At 45.2% G+C, this 24,762-nt stretch carries 17 protein-coding genes; 7 read left to right on the forward strand and 10 right to left on the reverse strand.

Annotated features, from left to right (window positions below; genetic code table 11):
* Positions 1-9 precede the first annotated feature (9 nt).
* The 3 genes from CXK86_RS28965 to CXK86_RS28975 all read left to right on the forward strand — a co-directional run bounded on the left by CXK86_RS28965 (position 10) and on the right by CXK86_RS28975 (position 6,449).
* A complete protein-coding gene (locus CXK86_RS28965) occupies positions 10-330 on the forward strand; it encodes a winged helix-turn-helix transcriptional regulator (RefSeq protein ID WP_257468248.1) in 321 nt (106 codons plus the stop codon).
* 254 nt (positions 331-584) lie between these two features.
* Entirely contained in the window at positions 585-5,555 is a 4,971-nt protein-coding gene (locus CXK86_RS28970; RefSeq protein WP_101314984.1) for a discoidin domain-containing protein, read from the forward strand.
* A 174-nt stretch (positions 5,556-5,729) separates the two neighbouring features.
* Complete coding sequence (locus tag CXK86_RS28975) at positions 5,730-6,449, forward strand: SDR family oxidoreductase (protein WP_036617480.1); 720 nt, start codon at positions 5,730-5,732, stop codon at positions 6,447-6,449.
* Between the two features lie 79 nt (positions 6,450-6,528).
* Here CXK86_RS28975 and CXK86_RS28980 read toward each other — a convergent pair whose 3' ends face one another.
* Positions 6,529-7,557 carry a leucine-rich repeat domain-containing protein gene (locus CXK86_RS28980; protein WP_101314985.1) on the reverse strand — a complete coding sequence of 343 codons (1,029 nt, stop codon included), beginning with the start codon at positions 7,555-7,557 and terminating at the stop codon, positions 6,529-6,531.
* A gap of 257 nt (positions 7,558-7,814) precedes the next feature.
* Between CXK86_RS28980 and CXK86_RS28985 the strand changes: the two genes are divergently transcribed.
* Positions 7,815-9,890 (forward strand): methyl-accepting chemotaxis protein, encoded by a 2,076-nt coding sequence (locus CXK86_RS28985; protein ID WP_180361896.1) that lies wholly within the window; start codon positions 7,815-7,817, stop codon positions 9,888-9,890.
* Positions 9,891-9,984: 94 nt separating this feature from the next.
* Positions 9,985-11,157: an aminotransferase class I/II-fold pyridoxal phosphate-dependent enzyme gene (locus CXK86_RS28990; protein ID WP_101314986.1), complete on the forward strand. Its 1,173-nt coding sequence runs from the start codon at positions 9,985-9,987 to the stop codon at positions 11,155-11,157.
* A 222-nt stretch (positions 11,158-11,379) separates the two neighbouring features.
* Here CXK86_RS28990 and CXK86_RS28995 read toward each other — a convergent pair whose 3' ends face one another.
* From CXK86_RS28995 to CXK86_RS29005, 3 genes are all read right to left on the reverse strand, one after another.
* The gene (locus CXK86_RS28995) at positions 11,380-13,428 is read right to left on the reverse strand and encodes an iron ABC transporter permease (protein ID WP_036617472.1); all 2,049 of its coding nucleotides are present in this window, start codon (positions 13,426-13,428) and stop codon (positions 11,380-11,382) included.
* A complete protein-coding gene (locus CXK86_RS29000; protein ID WP_101314987.1) occupies positions 13,425-14,426 on the reverse strand; it encodes an ABC transporter substrate-binding protein in 1,002 nt (333 codons plus the stop codon). The genes CXK86_RS28995 and CXK86_RS29000 overlap by 4 nt, the downstream gene beginning before the upstream one ends.
* Positions 14,427-14,600: 174 nt before the next feature.
* Positions 14,601-15,143 carry a CueP family metal-binding protein gene (locus CXK86_RS29005; RefSeq protein WP_076252760.1) on the reverse strand — a complete coding sequence of 181 codons (543 nt, stop codon included), beginning with the start codon at positions 15,141-15,143 and terminating at the stop codon, positions 14,601-14,603.
* A 164-nt stretch (positions 15,144-15,307) separates the two neighbouring features.
* Between CXK86_RS29005 and CXK86_RS29010 the strand changes: the two genes are divergently transcribed.
* On the forward strand, positions 15,308-15,940 hold the full coding sequence (locus tag CXK86_RS29010; RefSeq protein ID WP_036668629.1) for a TetR/AcrR family transcriptional regulator: 633 nt from the start codon (positions 15,308-15,310) through the stop codon (positions 15,938-15,940).
* A 106-nt stretch (positions 15,941-16,046) separates the two neighbouring features.
* Here the strand turns inward: CXK86_RS29010 and CXK86_RS29015 are convergent, their stop codons facing one another.
* Both CXK86_RS29015 and CXK86_RS29020 read right to left on the reverse strand, forming a co-directional pair.
* A complete protein-coding gene (locus CXK86_RS29015; protein WP_047843874.1) occupies positions 16,047-16,817 on the reverse strand; it encodes an SDR family NAD(P)-dependent oxidoreductase in 771 nt (256 codons plus the stop codon).
* A gap of 217 nt (positions 16,818-17,034) precedes the next feature.
* Entirely contained in the window at positions 17,035-18,891 is a 1,857-nt protein-coding gene (locus CXK86_RS29020) for an AraC family transcriptional regulator (RefSeq protein ID WP_101314988.1), read from the reverse strand.
* A 197-nt stretch (positions 18,892-19,088) separates the two neighbouring features.
* Between CXK86_RS29020 and CXK86_RS29025 the strand changes: the two genes are divergently transcribed.
* A complete protein-coding gene (locus tag CXK86_RS29025) occupies positions 19,089-20,063 on the forward strand; it encodes an ABC transporter substrate-binding protein (protein ID WP_180361897.1) in 975 nt (324 codons plus the stop codon).
* 595 nt (positions 20,064-20,658) lie between these two features.
* Here CXK86_RS29025 and CXK86_RS29030 read toward each other — a convergent pair.
* From CXK86_RS29030 to CXK86_RS29045, 4 genes are all read right to left on the reverse strand, one after another.
* On the reverse strand, positions 20,659-21,438 hold the full coding sequence (locus CXK86_RS29030; protein WP_144029843.1) for a hypothetical protein: 780 nt from the start codon (positions 21,436-21,438) through the stop codon (positions 20,659-20,661).
* The gene (locus CXK86_RS29035; RefSeq protein WP_101314991.1) at positions 21,392-21,790 is read right to left on the reverse strand and encodes a hypothetical protein; all 399 of its coding nucleotides are present in this window, start codon (positions 21,788-21,790) and stop codon (positions 21,392-21,394) included. Before CXK86_RS29035 ends, CXK86_RS29030 begins: the two co-directional genes overlap by 47 nt.
* Positions 21,791-21,949: 159 nt before the next feature.
* Positions 21,950-22,879: a ParB/RepB/Spo0J family partition protein gene (locus CXK86_RS29040; protein ID WP_101314992.1), complete on the reverse strand. Its 930-nt coding sequence runs from the start codon at positions 22,877-22,879 to the stop codon at positions 21,950-21,952.
* The gene (locus CXK86_RS29045; RefSeq protein ID WP_180361898.1) at positions 22,872-24,548 is read right to left on the reverse strand and encodes a ParB N-terminal domain-containing protein; all 1,677 of its coding nucleotides are present in this window, start codon (positions 24,546-24,548) and stop codon (positions 22,872-22,874) included. Before CXK86_RS29045 ends, CXK86_RS29040 begins: the two co-directional genes overlap by 8 nt.
* Between the last annotated feature and the right edge of the window lie 214 nt (positions 24,549-24,762).

Here is a 24,762-nt window from a genome sequence, read left to right on the forward strand (position 1 = left end):
TTTCACTTATTGATCAGGACCTGGACTTCACTATGTGTGGAGCCAGGTCTTTTTCAGTACATTTTTTATGAAGAGATTCACCTTTTAACTTCAAAAATCCCGGAACAAGTGTTAATTCAACAATTGCGCGAGCTGGAGCGGGACGGCCTTGTCACCAGACATGTCTACCAACAGATGCCTCCCAAAGTAGAATATGGACTTACAGAATATGGCGTTACCGCCAACACCATCGTGGATGTCATGTGTGCTTGGGGGAGGGACAATATTGCTCTCAGGCAACAACGGGGCGAAGATATCGTATTGTTGGAGAACAACGATTCCGAATCTTGATTTCACAGTTGCACATTCCCCATACATTATGTAGGACATATGTCTCTTTTTCCACGAAAACGATTAAAAAACCTTTATATTCCAGACAAAATGATCGATATACAAAATGGGGCACCTGAATATCCCGTGTTGAGCATTGGATTCATATCTCACAGAGGCAACACGGGAAACAAAATGATACATACGGTAGCGAGTAAGAGAAGAAGAGAAGCCCTGTCTGGTGAGATGGCAAGGGCTAACAAAGGAGTAGTCATATGAAGGTACGAACGAGTCAAAGAGGAAAAACACGCAACATCTACATGAACTTGCTGTTATCTGTTCTGTTGTTGATTAGCAGCATCCCGCTGTGGCCGGTCTCAAAAGTGAACGCCGCAGATGAGGAACATCATCTGTTATCCCTGAACCGGCCTGTGTACAGTTCCTCATCTCTGGGCGGCAATACGGCAGATCATGTGGTTGACGGCAACAAAAACAGCCGCTGGGAAAGCATATGGCAGCAAGATCCGCAGTGGATCTATGTTGACTTAGGCACAGCGGCCTCCATCTCGGGCATCTCCATCCAGTGGGAAAATGCGTATGCTTCCGCCTTTGATCTGGAAGTATCCAACGACGAGGTCAACTGGCAGTCTGTTTACTCGACAACAAAGGGGCAAGGCGGCCTGACAGAAATTGAGGTCACAGCGGAGGCACGATATGTGCGCTTGTTCAGTCATCAAAGAGCACAGCCAGCCTATGGCGTCTCTGTATACGAATTCAATGTATATGGGACGGGCGGAGCAAATCCACCTCCCAAACCATTAGCAATGAACCTTGCACTAGGACAACCGGTTACAGCGTCTTCGGAAGAAATTGATGAGCCCAGCCGTTCAGCCGAGGATAAAGCCAAAATGGAAAAAGGGAATTACGAAGCACGGAATGTAACGGATGGCCGTCCGGATACACGCTGGTCTTCCATCTACAAGGATCAGGAATGGATTGTTGTAGACCTTGGACTAGTCCGGGAAATCGGGAACGTATCCCTACAATGGGAAAACGCTTTTGGACGTGCATACGATATTCAAGTATCAAATGATGCAGACCAGTGGACTACATTATACCGGGAACTGCACAGCGACGGTGGACGGGATGAGATTCCGGTATACGCCGAAGCACGGTATGTGAAATTAGCCGGGCTTGGCAGAGGAACAACCAACGGATACTCCCTGTACGCATTCGACGTCTACGAGTATATCGAAGGCGATGCCAAACCTGTGCATACAATTCCGAATATCCCTGAACCGTCCTCGGTAAAGGTGGGTTCCGGTAGTTACGCTGTAAATGACATCACCATGCTGCAGCCGAAAAACCCGAAAAATCGCACAGCTGACATCACAGCGCCCCTCCCTTCCAATGACTGGTGGCAGTCTATTCTTGTATCCGATCTGGGGGATGGCAACAGTCTGGTCACACTCCCGCTTAAAAGCAGATATACCAAACAAGGACTTCAACTTCTGAATCCCGGAGCTGGTTACGTTTCGGCTGATGGCGGTTCTATGGACGCTGACGGTGAACCGGATCTGATCATGAGCACCAGCAATATGAACCCGGCGGAGGTAAATACCAAGGTGGCGGGATATGGGGATTATTCCGCCACGATCATCATGAGCGATGATGACACAGCCAAAATGAATACCACGTTTGTGAAAGGTTCCCCTTTCCTGTACAACACCTTCGATAACCCGGATACCATTATTGTTCGTTCTCCCAACATCACACGTCTCTTCGATGATCAGAACCGTGAAATTGTTCTGAATGATGGAGAATCGCTGACGGCCGATCATATCGGTGTTGAAGTAACCAATCAGGACAGAGCGCCCACGCCTCAGACCTTTACAAGAAACTACGGGATCTTTGCACCTGAAGGAACCGTATTTATGAAACTTGGCAATACGCTCAAAATCAAGCTGGGCCAGAGCGAAAACTATCTGTCACTGGCTACCCTACCGTCCGCGGCAGAACTGTCTTATTATTACCAGCATGCCTACGCCTTTGTAACCGATACAACAGTGGACTACAATTATAATGAGAGCACTTCACTGGTAACGACTACCTTCAACTCGGTAACCCGGACGAAGCGGGCAGGCTTTTCATCCGAGACAGTGATGGCCTTGTTGCCGCACCAATGGAAACTAGCGACTACTCCGGTTACGGAGCTTGCTTACCCTTCCATTCGCGGCATGATGAAAGTAAGTGAAGGCAATACGTTTACGACACAAGATCGATTCTATGGAATTATTCCGCAATTTGTGGAGCCAGATGATCCAACCTACTCGCGTGCACAATTAATCAGCTATCTGGATCAGCTTGACGCGGATACGGCAGGCAATCTGATGAGCGAGGATCCTTACTGGCAAGGGAAAAAGCTTCATCCACTTGCACTGGGTGTACTCATCAGCGACCAGATAGGAGATACGGTACGACGAGACAACTATCTGTCCCTGCTTCGAACCATTTTGACAGATTGGTATACCTATTCGCCGGACGAACCTTTGCACTCGTATTATTTTTATTATTCGGATGAATGGGGAACCATCTTCCCTTACGGTAGCGGATACGGTGTTAATACCGGATTGACAGATCATCATTTCACCTACGGTTATTACGTTTTTGCATCGGCTGTACTGGCCACATATGACAAAACATTCTTGCAAGATTACGGCGACATGGTTGACCTTCTGATTCGGGACTATGCCAATCCTTCACGGACAGATGATCAGTTTCCATGGCTTCGCAATTTTGATCCGTACGCTGGTCACTCCTGGGCAGGTGGTTACGCCGATAATCGCAGCGGGAATAACCAGGAGGCCGCAGGAGAAGCGCTCTTTAGTTGGGTCGGCCAATATATGTGGGGTGAGGTGACAGGCAACAAAGCCTATCGCGACACCGGGATCTGGGGCTTCAAGACCGAAGAGAAAGCTGCCGAGCAATACTGGTTTAACTATGACGGGGATAACTGGCTGGAGGATTACCAACACGCTACGGTAGGTCATGTGTACGGCAGCGCCTACCTGTATGGAACGTACTTCTCTAATGAGGCGGAGCATATTTACGGTATTCACTGGCTGCCGCCAGCAGAATGGATGACCTATTATGGACGTGATCCGCAGAATACTAAGGCTCTCTACAATGGTCTCATTAAGGACCTGGGTGGTCAGCAGGAACGCACATGGCAGCATATTATCTGGCCATTCCAGTCCATTGGAGACCCGCAAGGTGCTCTAGCCAAATGGAATACGAGTGAGATGCAGCAAAATGAAGTCTTTAACGCGTACTGGTTCATGCACAGCATGGCTTCTACGGGAACACGCACGATGGATATATGGGCAGATGATCCGGCAGCAACCGTGTATGAAAAGGACGGCGTCTATACAGCGCAAATCTGGAATCCGTCCGACACTGTCAAAACAGTTCATTTCTACAATGCCCATGGCGCTTTGGGTTCGGCTACCGTGTATGCCAAAGCGCAAGTAAAGGTTAACCCGCTGGAACATTCCATCGTTAAACAGCCGGATGCCTCTCAGGGTGTAGTCTATCTCGATCGGAGCCAATGGACCATTACGGCATCCTCCAGTTCGGAGCCGGTAAAGCGCATGGTGGACGGTGATCTGACTACACGCTGGTCATCCGGACAGATTCAGAAGCCCGGCGATTGGCTGCATATCGATCTGGGTAGCGAACAGACTATGGATACGGTATTCATGAACTCCGGCAACAACGGCGGTGATTATGCTCACGGGTACGAAATCTACGTATCCAAAGATAACGAGAACTGGAGCGAGCCTATCGCAGAGGGAGCAGGAACATCTCCAAGTCTGTCCGTTGATTTGGGCATGCAAACCGCCCGTTATGTCAAAATTGTATTGACTTCCTCTGCAGACAGCTGGTGGTCGATCTCTGAACTAAAGCTTGCCCGATTTGGCAAGCTTGAAGCAACACCAGAGCTCCCACAGCCCGTACCGCCTCCAGATCGCTCTTCATGGATCGTAACCGCCTCCTCTACTCAAGGAGCAGATGTTACAGCCAATATGCTGGACGGAAGTTCAGATACACTATGGACAAACGGTAGGAAGCAAACCAAAGGACAATGGATTACCATTGACCTCGGCCAGAAGAGCTTTTTCGATGCCATAGAATTGGACCCGGGCCATGCGAAAGAAGACTATCCGAGACAGTATCGGATTTATGTCTCGGATGACGGTGAACACTGGGGCACATCCATTGCGGGCGGCGAAGGCACGTCTGGACGCATGTCCATCACTTTCCCTGAACAGCAAGCACGTTATGTGAAAATGGTGCAGATCGGGGATTCCGATCAATGGTGGACGATCTCCGAGTTGTTTGTTCATCATAATGGAACGGGCAAACAAAAGAGGCTGCTGCCAGATGGCTGGTCCGTGACAGCTTCCTCCGGAGACGATGCAGCGGCTATACTCGACGGCTCGGACCAAACACGCTGGACCTCCGGTCAGACTCAAACAGGCGGCGAATGGATTCAGCTTGATATGGGAGCCTCGCAGCCAGTGAATCGGATTGTACTGGACAGCGCGCACAGCCGGGAAGACTTTGCTCGCGGTTATGAAATATATACTTCTCTGGATGGAGAGCATTGGGGAAAATCCTTGGCTTCAGGTGAAGGATCAGATGCGCTACTTTCTATCGCTTTTACACCGCATGAGGCACGTTATATTAAGGTCGTACAGACGGGTACCGATTCTCATTGGTGGTCCGTGGCTGAATTAGAGGTCTATACCGCTGATCAGACACCTTGGATATCCGGGGAACAGGATCATCTGCTACCTGCTGAACTGGATCGAACATCATGGACAGCGACTGCCTCCACCTCTGAAGATGTTGCGGCGATGCTCGACGACGATCTGAATTCACGCTGGACCTCTTCATCTGGTCAACATGCCAATCAATGGGTCCAGATTGATCTGGGAAGCAAGCAGAGCTTCAGCCGCTTGACAATGGACTCAGGCAGCAGCAGCAACGATTATGCTCGCAACTTCCAGTTTTTCACTTCTGATGATGGCGAACGTTGGGAAGGGGTTACGGAAGCACTGGGAACAGGACCTGTCATCTCACATACGTTCTCCAGACAAACGGCGCGATACATCAAAATTGCCTTGACCGCGGACACTCCCGAGTGGTGGTGGTCCATCGCCGAGTTAAAACTTTACCATTAATGTCATCATGATCTCTCCAACCATCTCTCTCCCGTCCTTGCGGGGCAGAGGTGGTTTTTCTTGATAAGGATGAAGCATACCTCATGTAAACTTCATGTTCCATATATCACCTTTATAGTAAGATATAGATTAATGTAAATATTATTAATTTCTAATCGATAAGGAGGGCTTTAATTGAAAAATATAATTGTCTTTGGTGCAAGCAAGGGATTGGGCGATGCATTTGTCAGAGGTGTGCCACAATCCGGTGATAAGGTCTGGGTGGTCTCCCGCAGCAAGCCGGAAAGTCTGTCCGTGGAGGATGGCGTCGAGCGAATATGGATTCAGGCTGATCTTTCCGAGCTTCAGGCCGCAGAGCAAGTTGCCAGCCAGCTTCAAGGCGAGACGTTGGATGTGCTTATTTATAACGTGGGGATTTGGGAAAAGGAAGGATTTGAAGAGCACTACACGTTTGATAAGGATGAACCCGCAGATATCAGTCAGCTGATCCATGTGAATGTGACTTCTACAATTGTATGTATACAGGCTTTACTGCCTCAGCTCCGCCAGTCTGAAGCAGGCAAGATCATCCTGATTGGTTCAACAGCCGGTTTGAGCAATGCAGGCAGCAGCCAGGTTTCTTTTGTTGCCTCCAAATTTGCCATACGGGGTATTACGGAAGCTCTAAGAGAACATACGAGGAATGACCGCATCGCGGTGACATGCATCAACCCGGGAGAACTGGCGGCAGAAATTCCGTATGAAGACGGGATGGAACGTGCACTGGCCGAGTATGATGGGACCCGCATTCCCCTGCAGGATATGGTCTCCATCGTTCGATGTATCATCAGCTTGTCCAAAGCGGCCTGCGTAAAAGAGATCAACATGCCTGCATTAACGGATACGAACACCTAGATAGCAATGACATCTACACGCCTCAATCGGTCCGTTCACCGGAGTGCGCTCTGTATACACATGCTGGACAGAAGCCCGTTTACATTAATACATGCGATAAGTGCGCAATACCTATAGAATTCAGACGTTCATGCTCAGGGATATTTTCATATAACAAATGGGATTTTCCGGCCTTGTCCAGGTGATCACGCATAGCTGCAATTCGTCCTTTGTTAACATCAATAAAACGAAAATCGATTTGGCGCAAATGCTCCAAACCGGTTAGTCCAGCAAAAGAATCCGCCTTGAGCGCCGTATTCATCTCTTTCAGTTCAATGGACTCCAAAGCACGGGCTGTCCATAGATGTGTGGTATCCCGCAACGATTTCATATAGTCCAGTTCGAGCTGTCTGAGAGAGGTCAGATGGGAAAAGTCGCATAACTGCTCCAGCTTGGGCAAGGACAGATGCAGATATTCCAGCCCACGCATCTGTTCGAGTCCCTGAATACTCGTCAGTTTGCGAACAGAACTGAGCTTCAACATCGAGATGGTCGACTGTGTCAATACATCTAGTCCCCCTTTTAACTCACAGTGATCCAGGGACAGATACTGAAGCATAGGCAGTTCCGCTAACACATCAACACTTTCGACCGTGCAGTTCAGAATGAGCGTATGAAGTTGGAGGCATGCCGCAATGGAAGCAAATCCGTTGAATTTGCCACGCAGTTCAAGAAAGGTCAATCGTTTGTAGTGTTTAATAAAATCGAGCCCAGTCGCCTTTGCAGGTGAATTCAATCTTAAGAACTGCAGTTGCTCCATCGCACCCAGAATCGTCAAATCCTGTGCCTGCGAAAGATCAAGCTGCAAGGCAGACACATGTTTCAACTGTGCCAGTCGCCCCAAAAATCCGGATGAATATACCCCTTTAGGGTCCATATGTGATATGTGTAGAATCAGATCCGGCCGGGCAGAAAATACTTTGGCATCGAGCTCGGCAAGGTCCTCGTATGTATCCGCGTCAACGCGAAAATGAACCGTTGCTCTGCGACGCAACAGATGCACCGCCTGGTGCATCTTTTCGGCATTCCATGGAACCCCCTGTATTGAAGCATGCCATAACTCACTCACAGATAATCCCCCTTTTCCATCCATAGTTCCAATTCATTCCATTATAAACAAGATCGCCTGGATGAACCACCACCGATCCCGTTTTTTCATTCCTTTCCTCTTTTTTCATCCCTCCCCTTTCACCCTGCTCATACTCATGCCTTTCCTTTCCGTCGCTTTCAGGATTATTCGACAGAAATCTACATAAAACTATAGATTAAGCCGACATATAACTTAGGCGTTTTGAGCTTTTTATTAATCATCTGGGGAGATGGAATATGTCGAACATGTTGAACAAGTGGGGGAAAACGGGAGCACGGACATCCAGTATGGCAAATACGTTGTCCATTGTGCTGCTGATCATTATCGTAGTTGTCTTTGCCGTGCTGGGAACATTTATGTTTGCAAGCACACGAAACATTCTGGTGAAACAGCAGGAATCCATGCTCCAGACCAAGACACAAGCCATTGTTAGTGAATTTGATGCACTATTCAAGGAAAAGGGCGCACTGGTCAAGCAAATGTCCACCAACACATTATTTCAGCAATACATAGAAACAACAGCATCTGCTGCGGATGCGAAAAGTTCAACCTACGCTGCGGAAACACAGGCGACACTCGCCGCTATCGTTAAGGCAGAGCCTTCGTTTGCCGATGCCTGGGTCGCGGGCCTGGATGGAAAAGGCTTTTGGATTCAAAATGATGGTGTCGTATCTGCACCGGACTTTGATATCCAATCACGTCCATACTACAAGCCGGTTACCGATGCAGACGGACTTTATTTCTCCGATCCGTACATTGATATTGCAGCAGGCGATGTACTCATGGGTATCTTTTATCCAATCAAAGACGAAAACAACACCACGATCGGCTTTGCGGCAGCGGATATTGCATTCAAGGATATCCCGGCGATTATGGAGAGTTATTCCCTTGGAAGCACAGGTTATTCCATGTTGCTATCCAAGAGCGGGGAAATTCTGTACCATCCGGATCAAGAGAAGGTATTGAAGGAGAACATCCTGAACAGTACGGGGGATATGGGAGACATCGGCAAGAAAATGCTTGCGGGTGAAAACGGCGTACAACTTATGAACGACAATGGGGAACGTCGATATATCGGCTACGCTACCAGCAAAGATACGGGATGGTCCGTTGGTCTGACTATATCCGAAGAAGAAGTTCTTGCAGAATTAAAAACATTCACGTGGATTACACTTGGCGGTTTTGCTGCAGCCACCCTTCTGCTTGTGATTATCTGTTACATTACCCTTCGCCGTCTGTTACGCTCCATACCACAGCTGCTGGCCAAGATTAAACAGATTGAACAAGGTGACCTGACTGTCAAACTGGATATCAAATCTAATAATGAAATTGGACAGATCGCCACAGGCTTGAATTCCATGGTGCAGAAAATTCAGGGCATGCTGCAAATGGTCGGCAGCTCGGCGCAAATCCTGAACCAGTCGTCGAATGATCTACAGGCCATCTCCTCACGAACGGCTGTGACCATGAATGACACATCAACAGCCATCAACGAGATTGCCAATGCAACGAATTATCAGTCCATCGAAACGGAAAATATCTTACGCAAAACTGGCTCGTTATCCAGCCAAATTGATGAAATTGCTACCGATGCGCAGGCTATGGGAACGGTCGTGCAGACATCTGCTGATCAAAGCAGCCAAGGACTTGCGGTCGTGGAACAATTATCGAAATGGTCCGAGGAAAACCACCTGTCCACCCAAGCAATGTCCTCTATTATCCAGGAGATTGACCTGAGTCGGAATGAAATATCCAGTTTTGTGGATACAGTCAAACAGATTGCCTCTCAAACGAACCTGCTCGCCCTGAATGCCTCCATTGAGGCTGCACGTGCTGGCGAACATGGAAGAGGATTTGCCGTCGTTGCCGAAGAGGTCCGCAAACTTGCAGAACAGACGGCTCAGGCAACAGAGGAAATCAACAAAAAGGTGAATGTTATTGAAGAGAAAACAACCCTGTCGGTTGAGCATACCATGCGCGGTATGAAGATTGCGGAGGAGAATGCCAAATCCGTAGAAGATACCAAACATGTATTCTTCAGTATTAACAAAGACCTGAAAGATCTACAGCAACGTATGATGCAGATTACTACTAATACCGCCAATGTACACAAACACAAAGATGAGATATTCCAGGCACTGGAGATTATCTCCTCCACCACAGAGGAGAACTCGGCATCGACGGAAGAAGTAAGCGCCAGCACGCAGGATCAGCTGGATAGTATCGAACAGGTAGCGGATCTGTCGAAACAGTTGAACCAGCTATCTGGCAAACTGCAAGACGAACTAAGCCAGTTTAAAGTAAAGTCATGATCCGCAAGCTTTCCCCTGCTCTTCTCTTTTAGTCGCTGTCCATTTATTATTAATGAATATGCGTACGAAGAGGATTGGAGGCTGAATCATCATCATGAACTTTGCCAAACGAATGGATCATTTCAACGAAGGAATTTTCACCCGGTTGCTGGAGATCAAACGCCGCAGACTGGAGAACGGGCAGCCCGTTATTGATCTCAGTGTGGGTACGCCGAATATCCCACCTGCGCAGCATATTATAACTGCACTATGCGAGGCCGCAGCTGATCCGGCTAATTATATATATGCTGTGAATGATCAGAGTGAGTTGCTGCAAGCTACAAGCGATTGGTACAAGCAGCGCTATCAGGTCGAGTTAGACCCGGCAACACAGATCTGTTCCTTGCTCGGTTCACAGGAAGGGCTGGCACATATATCCCTCTCCATTGTCGATGAAGGTGATCTGGTGCTCGTCCCTGACCCCTGCTATCCCGTCTTCGCGGATGGGCCGTTACTGGCAGGTGCAGAACTGTATTATATGCCGCAAAAAGAAGAAAACGGGTATGTTATTCAACTTCAGGATATACCGGAAGATATCGCTCATCGAGCAAAATTCATGCTGGTCTCCTATCCTAACAATCCGACAACTGCGATGGCACCGGATCAGTTCTATCTTGACCTGATTGCCTTTGCCAAAAAGTATGATATTATCGTGCTTCACGATAATGCGTACAGCGAGCTCGTGTTTGACGGAAAGTCATGTGGAAGCTTCCTCGCATTCCCTGGCGCCATGGACGTCGGTGTGGAATTCAATTCCCTGTCAAAAACGTACGGACTGGCAGGAGCTCGAATCGGCTTCTGTGTGGGCAATGCAACCATGGTCTCCATGCTGAAAAAGCTGAAATCCAATATGGATTACGGGATGTTCCTACCGGTCCAAAAAGCAGCAATTGCCGCCATTACCGGTGATCAATCCGAGGTTGAACGGGTCAGAGCAATCTATGAACAGCGCAGAGACATCCTCTGTGAGGGCTTCAGCAGTCTGGGTTGGCCGATTGCCAAACCTGAAGCAACAATGTTCGTCTGGAGCCGGATTCCGGCGCACTACGACAGCTCGGAGCAATTTGCCATGGATCTGGTTACACATGCAGGAGTCATCGCAACGCCAGGAAGTGCCTTTGGTCCTTCAGGTGAAGGGTATGTGCGCTTCGCCCTCGTTCAGGATAATGAAATATTGCAACAAGCGGTACAATCAGTTGATGACAGCGGGATTCTGAAATCCAACTAACGGGAGTACGATTCGAATGTGCTCAAGCAAATATCCCCTCAAGGTCCACAGAGAGTAAGAGTTTCACGTTTGATAACGTGGTCTCTACTTCTTGTAGATGTGAGGGGATTTTGTCATTTGGTGCGGGAGTAGACATTCATTGGGTGATTTAAGATTGCGGCTGAATGGTGCCAAGTTCAAGCAAAAAGCCTGCTCGGAGAGCAGGCTTTTTGCTTGAACTTTTTATACAGACTTGCGCCAGTTGGAACGATACATCAGATACAGGAAGTACGGTGTTCCGATGATCGCAATGAGTATGCCTGATGGAATCTCTGTCGGTGCCATGACGGTTCTGCCGATTGTATCGGCGAGCACCAGCATGACTGCACCCGCTAATGCGGATAGGAACATCGAACGTCTTAACTTATTCCCCGTCAGTAACCGAACCATATGTGGTGCAATCAGGCCGATAAAACCAACGGTTCCTACACAAGCAACCGCACCTGCTGCAAGTAATACACCAACTGTCATGGCCAATAATCGTGTACGACGTACTCCGAGACCAAGCCCGGATGCACTGTTGTCGTCAAATACCAGCAGTTCGAATCTGCGTGCCAGCCACCAAGCCACCGGTACCAAAATAACTAAAAATAATCCGATAACCCTCACCTGTTCCCAGGTACGAGCATAGGTGCTTCCTGTCAGCCAGATATATCCGCTGCTACCGTATACCGCACCACGGACAATCAGAATCTGAATACCTGCTCCAGCAATGGCAGACATCGCGATCCCCAGCAACACAACCGCCGAAGGGTTCAGTCCTTTCTTCCAGGCGAGGGAGAACACCACCACTGCAGCAATGGCTGCACCGATGATTGCCGCAATTGGCAGCAAGTATATCGGAAGACCCGGCCATAAGATGATGACCATCATCGCTCCAAGCCCTGCACCTGAGGACACACCAACAATTGAAGCATCTGCCAGCGGGTTACGTACCGCCATCTGAATGAGTACACCACTGATTGCCAGTGCAGCTCCTGCACCTGCGGCAACAAGTGTACGCGGAATCCGAAGCTGAATCAGCGCGGAGAACAGTCCATCCGATTGGAACAGACTTGGTAACCAATCGGCCAGAGGAATTCGCATACCGCCAAACATCGTACTGAGCAAGATAAGCACGACCGTTATGACTGAGAATAATACAGCCATCGGGCCAAATGCAAAACGACGCGCAGCTCCTCCTGTGCTCATTGAAGTAGACATGCCTGATCCGTTCGCAGCCTTCATCCGTGTAAGAACAAGCCAGATGAGCCACGGTGCACCAATGATCGCCATAACAGCACCCGTTGGCAGTTCCATGCTGGAGTTATGCACCATCTTGGCGAGGACATCTGCTCCAACCAGGAGCGCTGCGCCCCATATGAACACACCGGGTAAAAGTAATCGGTTAGAACGTACACCACTCAATCGAACCAGATGTGGTGCGACCAGTCCCACGAAGCCAATCGGCCCAATTACACTGACAATCACAGCGGCCAGCAATACAGCAAGAATTAACCCTACTGCACGAGCCAATGTAACCTTTTGTCCCAAGGAAGAAGCCGTTGATTCATCCAACTCCAGCATATCCCACTGTCTGGACAGGATTAACGCGAGAAGGGTAATACCAACCACCCAAGGCAAAGCATAAAACACACCACTCCAGTCATTCTGGACAAGTGTTCCGGAGCCCCAAAGGAACAACCCTTGTGTCTCCATGGAGAAAAAAATATGTAATGCACTTGTAAATGAACCAAGCACCATTGATACAATCATACCGGACAACGCAAGTCGAACCGGGCTTGATGTTCGTCCGCCGCCCATGAAATAAGCCGCAAATGCTGCCAGCAAACCACCTAGTGCTGCGAAAAGAAAAGGCGACTGACTTAATAGACCTGGAAAAGCGATAGCTCCCAGCACCACCACAAAGTACGCTCCTGCATTAATGCCCAGCGTATCTGAAGCAGCCAATGGATTACGGGTAATCGTTTGCAACAAAGCGCCCGCAACAGCCAGTGCGCCACCCGCAAGAATACCAATCACTGTACGCGGCATGCGCAAGTCCCAGACCATATTGTGCTCTAATGAATCCTGTCTGCCTGTAAGAGCGTCCCAAACGACATGCAAAGGAATGGAAGCTTCTCCATAACACAGACTTACAAAAAAAAGCACGATGAGAGCGGTTAGACCGCCCCCATATATGCTAATTGTGCGCCAATTCATAGCTGGCTTAGATCCTTGAACCGAACTCATTTGGTAATCGCCTCGACTACCCCATCAACCAATACTCTGGAGGAGATCGGTCCACCAAATGTCCATGTTGTACTATCGAGTTGATATGTGCGTTTTTCCTTCACAAAGTTCAGTCCGTTCCATACCGAGTTATCTTTCATGGCTGTGCCAAAGACGTCATCGTCTGGTTGTGTAATATAAATGAAGTTACTGTCCTTTACATCGGTTAAGGATTCAATACCTACTGTAGAGAAGCCATAGTTCTCAACTTTATCCGGCTTCCATTCGTTAACCAGTCCGATTTTGTCCAAAGTACCAATCACAACCGAGTTATCGGTAAACATACGCAGGCTGACTGCATTTTGATATGTGAACGCTTGTGTCAGGGCAAAATTGAAGTTTTCTTTCCCCGCAGCAGCCAGTTTTTCTTTGGCTTCTACATAGTGCTGATCGAGATCACTCAGAACTTCTTTTGCTTTGTCTTCTTTACCGAGAGCTGTTGCAATGTTATTAAAGATCTCTGTCATCTTGTCATAATCATAGCCGTCACCATCATACGGATCATATTCAATCGTTGGAGCAATCGCGTTAAGCTGATCGTAGACCGCTGTGTTATTATCTGCATTAGCAATGATGAGATCTGGCTTCAATGCAGCAATAGCTTCCAGATTTGGTTCACTGCGTGTTCCGATATCCGTTACACTGTCATCCAGTGCTGCTTCGGATGTTACCCACACTTTATAGTTAGCGTTATCTGCGTTACCTACTGGTTGAACACCCAGGGCAACAACATCTTCCGTATATGTCCATTCAAGCGTAACAACACGTTCTGCTGGCTTGTCCAGCTTAAGCTCTCCACGTTTATGCTTCACGGTAACAGGACCTGCTGTCTCTTCAGCCGGAGCACTACCCGAGTCACTACCTTGACTTGTATCTGTTGTAGTCGTGCTTTTACCACAACCCGCCAAAACCAGCACAAAGGCCAGCATAATCAACAGTCCATTCAACCCTTTTTTCATATCTCTTTTCTCCCCTGTTAATATGTATTTATATGATAACAATTATCATTATCACTATTGGATTATGCCGTAGGAATGGATTTTTGTCAATGGAAAGTACCTTATTCCCATTCTTTTATCAAATAAAAAAGGAAAGATAGCTCAAAAGCCATCCTTCCCTTCTATTGATTGCTGTTAACTCAACTGCATCGTAGTGATGCATGTATTATCATTTTCGTATGTAGACAATTGCGTTTCTGCAACCTTTCCATCTCCAACAATACGAATCAGATAGGTTCTGTCTCTAGGCACCCAAAAATCCATAAATCCGTTCGCACCAGACTTAATCACTGCATCTTTCATAAAAGTGTTGCCTTGAGAATCGTGAATGGTAACGCTAAATTCCTTATTGCTCATTTCCCCCTGACAACCGGTCAAGCTATGAATTGCACAGGGATGGGTCTGGTCCACATAGGGTGCAATGGAAAGGAAAAATTCGTTCTCAGGCAAATCATATGTAATGGTTTTTTCATCTTGATCGGTGACGATTAACTGTTTAGCATTGATGGAAGCAGATTCCGGTGTTTCTTTTCCTGTGCTGATATCTTCCACCAATTTTCGGATGTTGGGCGCATTGGCTGTACCCGCCTCATCCTTGCCCGTATTGCTTGCAAACAGATAGGTTCCGATTACAATCACAACTGCAACACTTGCAATGATCCACATTTGTTTCTTCATTTGGAGTCCATCTCCTCGTCCGTTTTGGTTTATTATAAGGGAGAACACAGTGATACGGACAGTTTACGACACCAAAGTCACCATATATTCACATTTTTGTATTGTAGCAAGAGTAATTTGCTGCCTGTGCACTGTATCATTGATAAGTAAGGGAGGTTGTGTATATGTTTAAGTCTCCATCTGTATCTGACACCGATCGAAGAGTACACAAATCCAAACTGGCTCTGAAAACAGCCCTTCTGGAATGGATGTCCCGTAAGCCCTTGGCCAGTATAACCATCACCGATATTGTCAAATCCGCCGATTTGAACCGCAGCACATTTTACAAGCATTATGTATACAAAGAAGACCTGTTTGATGAATTGTTAAATGACGTGATTGACGATCTAAAATTAGCCTATCGAGCACCCTATCAGCATTTCCGAGATTTCGATATTAAGGACCTTAACGCCTCAGCAATTCAAATTTTTGACCATGTGCTGGCTCATGCCTCCTTCTATACATTGCTGGTTAATTCTAACGTGCTACTGGATTTCAGGGATACACTCTATATAACACTTAAGAACTTGTATCTGGAGGATGTAACCGATCTGTCGCCTGATCCACGGTTGGATAAGGAACTTCTCGCCTGTTATCAGGCTAATGCCGTTCTTGGTTTAGTTACGGGTTGGGTGCAAAGCAATTTCAAATACAGCGCCTCCTATATGGCTGAACAACTGTTGGAATTCACACGCATGAACCGATCCCAAGAGATTTATCGGTCTAATCTCCATTCTGCAACGAGTCCATCAAGATAAAGTTAAGCCATAACTCTGTAGTGGGATCTGCTCTTAAAAAGAGGTACTGTCTCCCCTGAAGCTTGAGAAACAGTACCTCTTTAGTATGTCGAAACATTTATTTAAATTAGTTGCTGATCCAGCCACCATCTACAGGCAACTCAACACCTGTAATGAATTTGGATTCATCAGATGCCAAGAACAGGTAGGCGTAAGCAATATCCATAGACTCACCAGCATGTGGAGGCAGTGGAGCAAGATTTTTGTAATTCTCCCCCATCTCCACCTGGGATTTGATGCCTGCTTTCTCCACCATACCCGTAAACACAGCACCCGGATGTACGGAGTTCACACGAATATTGTCTTTGGCAAACCACTGTGCCCCGTGTTTGGTCAATGAACGTACAGATCCCTTGGAAGCACTATAAGCCGCGCCCTGGGCATCCGCTATTCCACCAATGATTGCTGCAATGGAAGAGGTATTAACGATCGAACCTTGTCCATTCTTCTGCATATAAGGAATGACTGCCTTCATGCCGAGCCATACACCTGTACCATTAATGGACATAACCTTGTCCCAGTCCTCTAGCTCAGCTTCCAAAATGCCTTTGGCCATATGAATTCCAGCATTATTGACCAGAATATCTATTTTGCCGTATTTCGATACGGTTTCTTCCACAACAGCGTTCCAGGACTCTGGGCTGGACACATCCAGCTTCAACGCAATGGCTTCACCGCCACCAGCTACGATCTGTTTAACCTGTTCCTCCAAAGCTTCGACTGCCACATCGGTAGCCACTACCTTGGCTCCTTCTTTTGCAAATAATTGAATACCTGCCAATCCCATTCCACTTGCGGCACCGGTTATAATTGCAACTTTTCCAGTTAATCTGCCCATTTCATATCATCCTTTCCTATTACGATGAGTGCCTCATTACGACACCCAACCTGTTAACACCTTTAGTATACGGATGAAATGAAAGCTCTTTCAATCAGCAAATAGACAGGCTTTTGTGGGATAACCGATAATGTGTGCCTCCTTTTGTCTGTTATGTCAAAGTTAATCCACAAATCTAAACCAATCTGTTGTTTTCACTCTCATATTGTATTCCATCTCAACGTGCCATAATCCGGTCTGCCATTTCCTCGGCTTGCAGCACCGCAGACAACGGGTCGGAGAGGAAATATCTATTCCAGTCAAGGCTAATAATCCGGCAGTGATCTGTCTCGATGGACTTCTTCCATGGTTTGCCTGAAGCTTGATCAAGTCCGTGTCTTGGACCATTATCCAACACCAACAGGTAGTCCTCCAGGTACCCACCTACCGCACTCCGCGCAATATCCAGGTATTCCAGGCCCGGCTCCAATAGTTCCTGGCGAACCTTGCCTGCTGGCTTCAAGTTCAGTAACCCGTAGGCTGCCTTACCTCCACGAGTACCCGTATTTCCCACAAGGGTAATATGTTCTCCCCAGTTCGGATCAATGACGGTAAATGTCTTCTCTGCCGAGACCTTGCCCGGGATCGTTTGCTGCAAAGAATGTACTCTCCGCCCGTATTCCTTAATCCATGTTTCGGCTTCTGTCTGGCGATTCAGAATACGTCCCATCTCTCGAATCCCCTCTGCTACAGAGCCGTAACCACTCCCTCCATAGACCACCGTTGGTGCAATTCTGGCATAGGAAGCGTAAGCAGCAGGATTCCAGGTGATAATCAAATCGGGCTCCAGTTCAAGCACTTTTTCGAGTGAGATAAAATTATGATTGCCGATATCCTGTACTTGATCATTGATATAAGGCTCCAGCATTTGGTTACTTTCAATGAGTGAATGCGGCGCTCCGAGAGGCGTCACTCCCAATGCCAGCACTTCTCCCAAATTCCAGTCCACGACAACACGGCTAGGCTTGGTCGGTATCGTAATCTCGCCCATGCTTGTGGCAAGTTTTCGAGTTCTGGCTCTTGGTACCGCGGGCGCTGGGGGTTTCCTCACTTGGACTCCTTGTAGATCTATAATCTTCTGTTTTGGCTGGTTTTTGTCAGCTTCAACTATAGGTACCGTTCGTTCGCTCCATCCCGAATAATGAATTTCCAGAGCGGCATGTGGTTGGGATGTTTGCAGGGCTACATCTGGAATACTGCACTCTCGACGCTTTCTGTAAAACTCAGGAGATACACCATAATGTTTCTTGAAATAACGACTTAGCGTGTAGCCGTTCTCATAGCCTACTCTCTCCGCGATTTCCTGTAAGGTCCCATTCGTGCTCACCAGTAGTTTTAATGCCTGTTCCATCCGAATCTGTGACAGCACACGGCTGGGACTCGTATTTAATTGAAGCTGAAACAATTGGTTCAGATACCTTGGACTACAATTCAGCATTTCAGCTACCTGTTCTATCTTGAGTGGTTCCCCGTAGTGACGTTTCATATAATGCACCGCCTGATCTACCCGATCCAGCTTAGCAACGTTAAACCTCTGCCCCTGCATTTGTTTCAGCATCTCGGCGAGCCATTGGTAGAACAGCGCCTTGGTTTGAATCCGGCCTGCTGACTGTAGTTCATTCCATTGTCTGTATATCAACTGCATGATTTCAATTAATGGCAATGGACACGCTGGTTCAAAACCAAAACTTACTTGCAAAGACTCCGACCCAGTATATGTTTGGGATCTTTCAGTATTTGGCTTCTCTGACTCTGGTGACGAATACGACAACACATGTATTTCCATCGGCTTTTTAGCCAGACAATCCAGGCGCGTTCCTTTGGAGGCGTGCAGAATATATGTCCCTTTGATGTGATGCATTGCCTGCCCAAGCCAGATCTGCCCCTTGCCATTCGTTATTAATAAAAAAGCATTCGAGGGAAGCGTCCACGTATTAGGATCTTCACTAATGTTAACGGTAATGATTCGAATATCCAGTAATCGGATCGTTATATGCTCCCATAATGCCCCGTATTCTTCTATGTTCATCGTCATGGACCTTTCTTTGTGTTTCCTCGTTACTACTTCCAAAGCTTCGCCTCATCATATATGATAATCATTCTCAATTCAACCTGTACATCTGTTCTGAAATGGTTATGCTTTCGCTTCCGAATCGGTTATTGTGCAATCGTAAGATTCCCTCTAGAGTTATATTAAATGAAAATCATTATCAATTAGAAAGAGGGTTCGTCATGTTGTTTAAGAAAGCTTGGTATCGTATCGCCCTGCCTGTTTTGCTGATCATGGCCATATTCATTAGTGGTTGTACCCAGCAAGAGACGGTGGAACCCGTCGCGACAGAAACTGAAAACGCCGCACCACAGACAAGAACACTCTCTACGATGATGGGAGACGTTACAGTCCCCCTCAACCCGGAGCGGGTTGTCGTTGACTGGAATATAGGACATGTTCTGGCTGTTGGCGTAACACCTGTTGGTGTGCCGAGCAGCCTGCTGGATTATGGAATGTTCCTGCGTGACAAACTTGTGGATAGCGCGGATTTGGGTAACCACAGTGAGGTTTCACTTGAGAAAATGGTTGAGCTGGAACCGGACCTGATTATCACATGGGACCAGGAGAAATTTCAGACCTATTCCAAAATCGCTCCGACTGTCGTATTCGTACCCGATCAGTATGATTCCATGGAAGCAGAAGTGATAGCCATGGGCAAGATTCTGAACCGCGAAGAAGAAGCTATAACATGGAACGAATCATTTAAACAACGGATCGCAGCAGCTCAGGCCAAAATTAAAGGTGTGATTCCGGACGGTGCCACATTCACCGTTGCCGATTTTAACTTTTTGAAGAACCCAGCCATTATCGGCAACAGCGCCAATCGTGGTGGAAGAGCAGCCTATGAATTGCTTGGACTAACTCCGGCACCCAAGGTAAAATCAGATCTTCTGGACCAAGGCAAAGAAAATCTGGAAGCTAGCGCGGAGGTCTTTGGAGAGTATGTAGGTGATTACCTGCTGATGATGGTTACAGAAGGCACGAAAGATCACTCTCTGTTGCCTAACGTCTGGGACAATCTGCCTGCCGTGCAGAACGATCATATCTACAAACTGGATATTCATAAATATTTCACTGCTGATCCCTATACCTCCATTCTACAAGCCGAAGAGATCGCAGATCGACTCGCAAGTGGACAGACTGAACTGAATTAGAACAAGTTTAAATCTAATGAAATAATGAAAGCCAGCAAACCTGAACGTGTCCGTAGAAGGCAAACACACTGAATCCTGAATGTGTGAGAACGTGCCCTTCAAGTGCGAGCAAGGATTGAGACGTCGTAAAAGCAGATTTTCTCCCTTACAATGAAAAGCTTCGCTTTGGGCGGAATTCATGGTCGTCCTCTAGGCTCGCCGCCGGTTAGATCAAAACATGGAACGAGCGCTAACGAATCTGAGGCGTCTTATTCAACGGTTTGAAGCGCCTACAGAAATCTAAGGAACTTGAGACACTCTATATCCGATTAACAAGCCGTTTTCAGTGTTTTTATAAGGGAATTTTGGTAGATAACGTGTCTGATGTTCCTTACAATTTAAAAAGAGGAGCTGAAGGCCAAATAAGATGTCCTGAGTTCCTCAGAAAATCATCTATCCATTCGCCAAGATCGGCAGTCTGGGGTTCAAGACTCTTTATCCAGCTCAAAAAAGATTACACAAACAGCGCCCACCAGAACGATTCAGGTGGCGCTGTTTTATTTGGTTTGAATATGTCGCTATTTTCAATCAGGATACGTCGATATATTTTATCTAGTTACACAATTAAGTGTTCATACTTTCGAATCTGGGATCTTAGAATTTGAGCAACTCTCCCAAGAACTTGATCATGCTGTTCAATGAATTGAATAACTGAAGATCGATCAAATCGAAGATTTGTTTCCAGCGCACGTGCTTGTTTTGAAAAATCACTGCTAAATGGCTTCGCCTTAATCTTGCGCAATGCAATACTTGTTGGCATGCTTAGCGGATAGTCTGTTGTATCTGACAAAAGGCTTAGACCGTGATCAAAAAGTGGACAGAGTCTATATCCATCAGGACCATGTATAAAAGCGATATTATTCAAATGTCGGTCTTCATTTAGCAGAATCGCGTCCAGTGGTAACATGATTGAGAAGTACTCTAGCGTATCTAATTTCAATACATCCTTGAGAAAATCAACAACTAAAAGCACGGAATCTCGTGTGCTCTGTCCTTGCTGTAAATCTTCAAATTTGACACCATAACTCTCCAAAATGCGATGCAAAGTAATGATACTCTCTCCCGGCTGCAGAAAATCTTCAGAATAACAACCCGGATATTCAACGTTTTCCTCAATCAGAACACACTGCGTATAAGGAACTATAAGTCCTGATGGAATATTGGATCGTCTAATTAGCTCGAACGCTACCCACTCCGCCAGTCCTTCATAACCAAATTTATTAGCTTTTCCCCACTTATTCTCAATTTTCCATTTTAATTGGTCACCCTTGCTACTACTGACAAAAGTCTTACGAGAATCCTTGCTCACCTGCAAAACGGGGATGGACATCAGCACAAGACAACTCCTCATTAGAAAATCTAATCCAGACATAATCATCATATAACACACCATGTGTTTGTTTTACGATCTCCGAAGCTACGTAATCATTCAGACCCAATGATTGCAAAATTTTATCGGCATGGTGTCTGGTGCGAGGAAAACATCTGGATTCAAAGTAATCCAGTACATCCCCAACGGTTACCTTAGACTTGCTTGGAAAAGGGAGAAAAACAGGCGATACACTTTTATCTTGCCATACATCAACCGTTTGATTGCTATAATCCAACTTCACTTTGGCAATCACCTTGTCATGCTCCAAGACCTCAAATTCAAGAGGAGAAGATATAAATTTGTTTATTTTTTTCATCTGCTACCTCCAACATTTTTTATCAGCTAACAGATTTTGATGTTATTCGACAATATTATACCATTTCTTAGAACATATTATATTTCATCCGTCTAAATTCTCAGATATAAAAAAACTGTGATTCCCAGAAGGGATCACAGTTAGTTTTTTGAAGGTTTTTTAATTATCAATATATAATTTCAAATCAGTTTTCAGACGTAAGATTGTGTTTGAATATTGTTCTATTCTTTCCTGCAATCTTATACGTTCATGCTCGTTGCCAGAAAAATTTATTCTTTTAAAAATATCTTTTGCGTTATTTATATCTTGGATATAGGTATTAATTTTACTTTTCCCTCTATATCTCATACTATCCCCGTCTATCTCGAGAAGTGCGTCAGATAACTTCTTATCAGGATCTACTAAAAAACTTTTTAATTGTTCAGAGTTGGCTTTGTGGATAAATGAGTCCGTTTTAAGATCCAATATTCCAACTAATCCCCTCTCAATTTTGGACAACATTGTTGTCCGCACTGTATCCAATTTGTGATCTTCTACTATTTCAGGCTTTAATCTATTTAAATTGTTCAACCATTGTATTAAACATGCTAGTGCGGAGATTGATATTTTATTATTGGTTAAACTTTGTTCGATTTCAGAATGTGGATAATAGCTAAATACCTTTACTCTTGCTGATACAAAAGCAACACTTTTGTTCATTTTGCGTGCGAGCTCACTAAACGAACACTTTTCCCAATAAATCCACATATCATGAGTGTGCTTAGACCATTCATATACACTCCAATCTGATTTACCACCTTGGACTGATCCTAATCTTTCCTGTTCTTCTTCGATACTTTGTGGCCGCTCAACTAAATACACTGGAATTTTTCTTTGCATTAACTTTTTTGCTGCATGCCATCTTCGATGACCTGATAGAATTACATACTTATTATCTCTTTCATAGCAGGTTATAGGAACCTCCCATCCTTTTTCTTTAATTACTCGTTGTAATTCATCAGTTTTAATTGTGTTATCCATTCGTGGATTCAACGGGTTTGGTTCGACATCCTTTATATCTGCCATTATCAACTTGGAATAGTTACTCAAGTCTAACTCCCCCTTGTAATTCAAGGCTCTTATTCTTTAACATTTCCATTAAATCAATTAACTCGTCTATTAATATTTGTGCTTCTTTACGATCTTTACATTCAATTTTTTGAACAGTTGCTATTGAGTCGTCCATTGTTTTATATATTCCGTTGTAATTATCATCTTTTCCCGAACGATTGATTGTCATCTCAATCTCTGATTGTTTCAACGTTTTGGTAGTGTCCGACAGAAACGATATAATCTCTTTTTCACTAGCATTGCATACGAAATTTCTATCATTAAGAATGTTACTATTAAAACATTTGTTTTCGTATTTTTTTAACATTTGTATTCTTATAAAATCCTCATCTAGCGATTTCACCAAGTTAGGATGAAATTCACACAATCGCTTAATCCAGGTAATGATGTAGTCAAGCATAGAGATCGAATACATGCCATTTTTCAGTTTGTCTTCAATTTCAACACGTAGATAATATTTGTAAACGCGAATTTTTGCAGCAATTTTCTTTTTAGGTACTCCTATTTTTTTTGAAAATTCTTCATATGCGATACACCCGCTAAATATCCAACGGTCGTATATGTTTTTAGCTATTTCATATGGTGTCCATTCCACTTGCACACTTTGTAATGAGCCTAAACGATCTTTCTCCTCAGCAGATGTAGTAGGTGCGTCCACTACAAATACAGGCATCTTGTCATGCCCTAATTGTTTTGCTGCATACCATCTACGGTGTCCAGACAATAAAATGTAGTACTCTCCTTTCTTATAACACGTTACTGGCTCTTCCCAACCTTTTGTTTCTATTATTTGTTGTAATTGATTTGTGTCGACGGCTAGATCTCTTCTGGGGTTACTGGGATTAGCAAAAATATATTCAATTGGCACCCATTTAAAATTATCATCACTTTTCTGCTGTGGTTGACCATTTAGATTGAGTGCTGAAATTTGCAATAGTAACGCCTCATTTCTATTAATAATTTTTTGGTAATCGAAATCGCATTTTCTTAATATTTCATCAATATTCATTCTTAATTGAGCTGCGGAGATCGTAAAATATTCTATTATATTCTCTCTGCTGTAGCCTTCTATTAGCTTGTCAGCAACTTTCTGTTCTATTGTAGAAAAGCTTCCTACACTTTCGATTTTAAATATTTGATCCTGATTTTCTTCGACCGCAATCACATCTATAAGCTGTCTTTCATCTTGGTTTTCTTGCTTTGAATTAATTGAGTCATATAAGTATAATTGACGCCTAATTACATAAAAATGCAAAGCTTGAACGGCCATATTGTAGGAGCATCCGAGTTCTTGGGAAATAACATCTGGTGACATTCCTAGTAGATTTCGACTCATTATTTTAAGGATTATGCTATTTATTTTTTGGCTAGGTCGTACAATATTGTAGTGTTGTATTGTAAACTCTATCATTCTTCCCTTTACAAATTTATAAGCATAACGCCAGAAAAACTCTTTTCCTTTTTTAAAATTGAATTTCGAATACGCCTCTATAAGTCCTAAATAGCCTTGTTGTGTGAGATCGTCCAATAGCCAATTGTCGTATAACATTCTAGAGTAGAAAAATCTTCTTGCTGTTCTTTTTACGTTTTTAGCATGCTGATCTATGACTTCTTCTATTGTTATCTCTGTGGATTGAGGCTGAATCAAATGCAAGTCCCCCTCTCCAGATATCATCATTTCTATAATTATAATTTAATAGTTGAGGGAAATCTTTCATTCGTCAAAGGTTCTAACTTTTCAACAGCAACGCGGTTTTTATGACAAAATATCTTATTTAAATCTGGTTGATATAAACCTTAATATCTCTCTTTTATTACGAAAAACACACGATTTTCTCACAAAAAAGCCCGATGCGTGTTTG

Origin of the sequence: Paenibacillus sp. BGI2013, assembly GCF_002843485.1 — a bacterium.
Classification (GTDB): Bacteria; Bacillota; Bacilli; order Paenibacillales; family Paenibacillaceae; genus Paenibacillus; species Paenibacillus amylolyticus.

Bases quoted from the DNA above. Each gene is read 5' to 3' on its own strand.
- CXK86_RS28970 (WP_101314984.1), top strand. From the start codon at position 585: ATGAAGGTACGAACGAGTCAAAGAGGAAAAACACGCAACATCTACATG.
- CXK86_RS28985 (WP_180361896.1), top strand. From the start codon at position 7,815: ATGTCGAACATGTTGAACAAGTGGGGGAAAACGGGAGCACGGACATCC.
- CXK86_RS28990 (WP_101314986.1), top strand. From the start codon at position 9,985: ATGAACTTTGCCAAACGAATGGATCATTTCAACGAAGGAATTTTCACC.
- CXK86_RS28995 (WP_036617472.1), bottom strand. From the start codon at position 13,428: ATGAGTTCGGTTCAAGGATCTAAGCCAGCTATGAATTGGCGCACAATT.
- CXK86_RS29000 (WP_101314987.1), bottom strand. From the start codon at position 14,426: ATGAAAAAAGGGTTGAATGGACTGTTGATTATGCTGGCCTTTGTGCTG.
- CXK86_RS29005 (WP_076252760.1), bottom strand. From the start codon at position 15,143: ATGAAGAAACAAATGTGGATCATTGCAAGTGTTGCAGTTGTGATTGTA.
- CXK86_RS29010 (WP_036668629.1), top strand. From the start codon at position 15,308: ATGTTTAAGTCTCCATCTGTATCTGACACCGATCGAAGAGTACACAAA.
- CXK86_RS29015 (WP_047843874.1), bottom strand. From the start codon at position 16,817: ATGGGCAGATTAACTGGAAAAGTTGCAATTATAACCGGTGCCGCAAGT.
- CXK86_RS29020 (WP_101314988.1), bottom strand. From the start codon at position 18,891: ATGACGATGAACATAGAAGAATACGGGGCATTATGGGAGCATATAACG.
- CXK86_RS29025 (WP_180361897.1), top strand. From the start codon at position 19,089: ATGTTGTTTAAGAAAGCTTGGTATCGTATCGCCCTGCCTGTTTTGCTG.
- CXK86_RS29035 (WP_101314991.1), bottom strand. From the start codon at position 21,790: ATGAAAAAAATAAACAAATTTATATCTTCTCCTCTTGAATTTGAGGTC.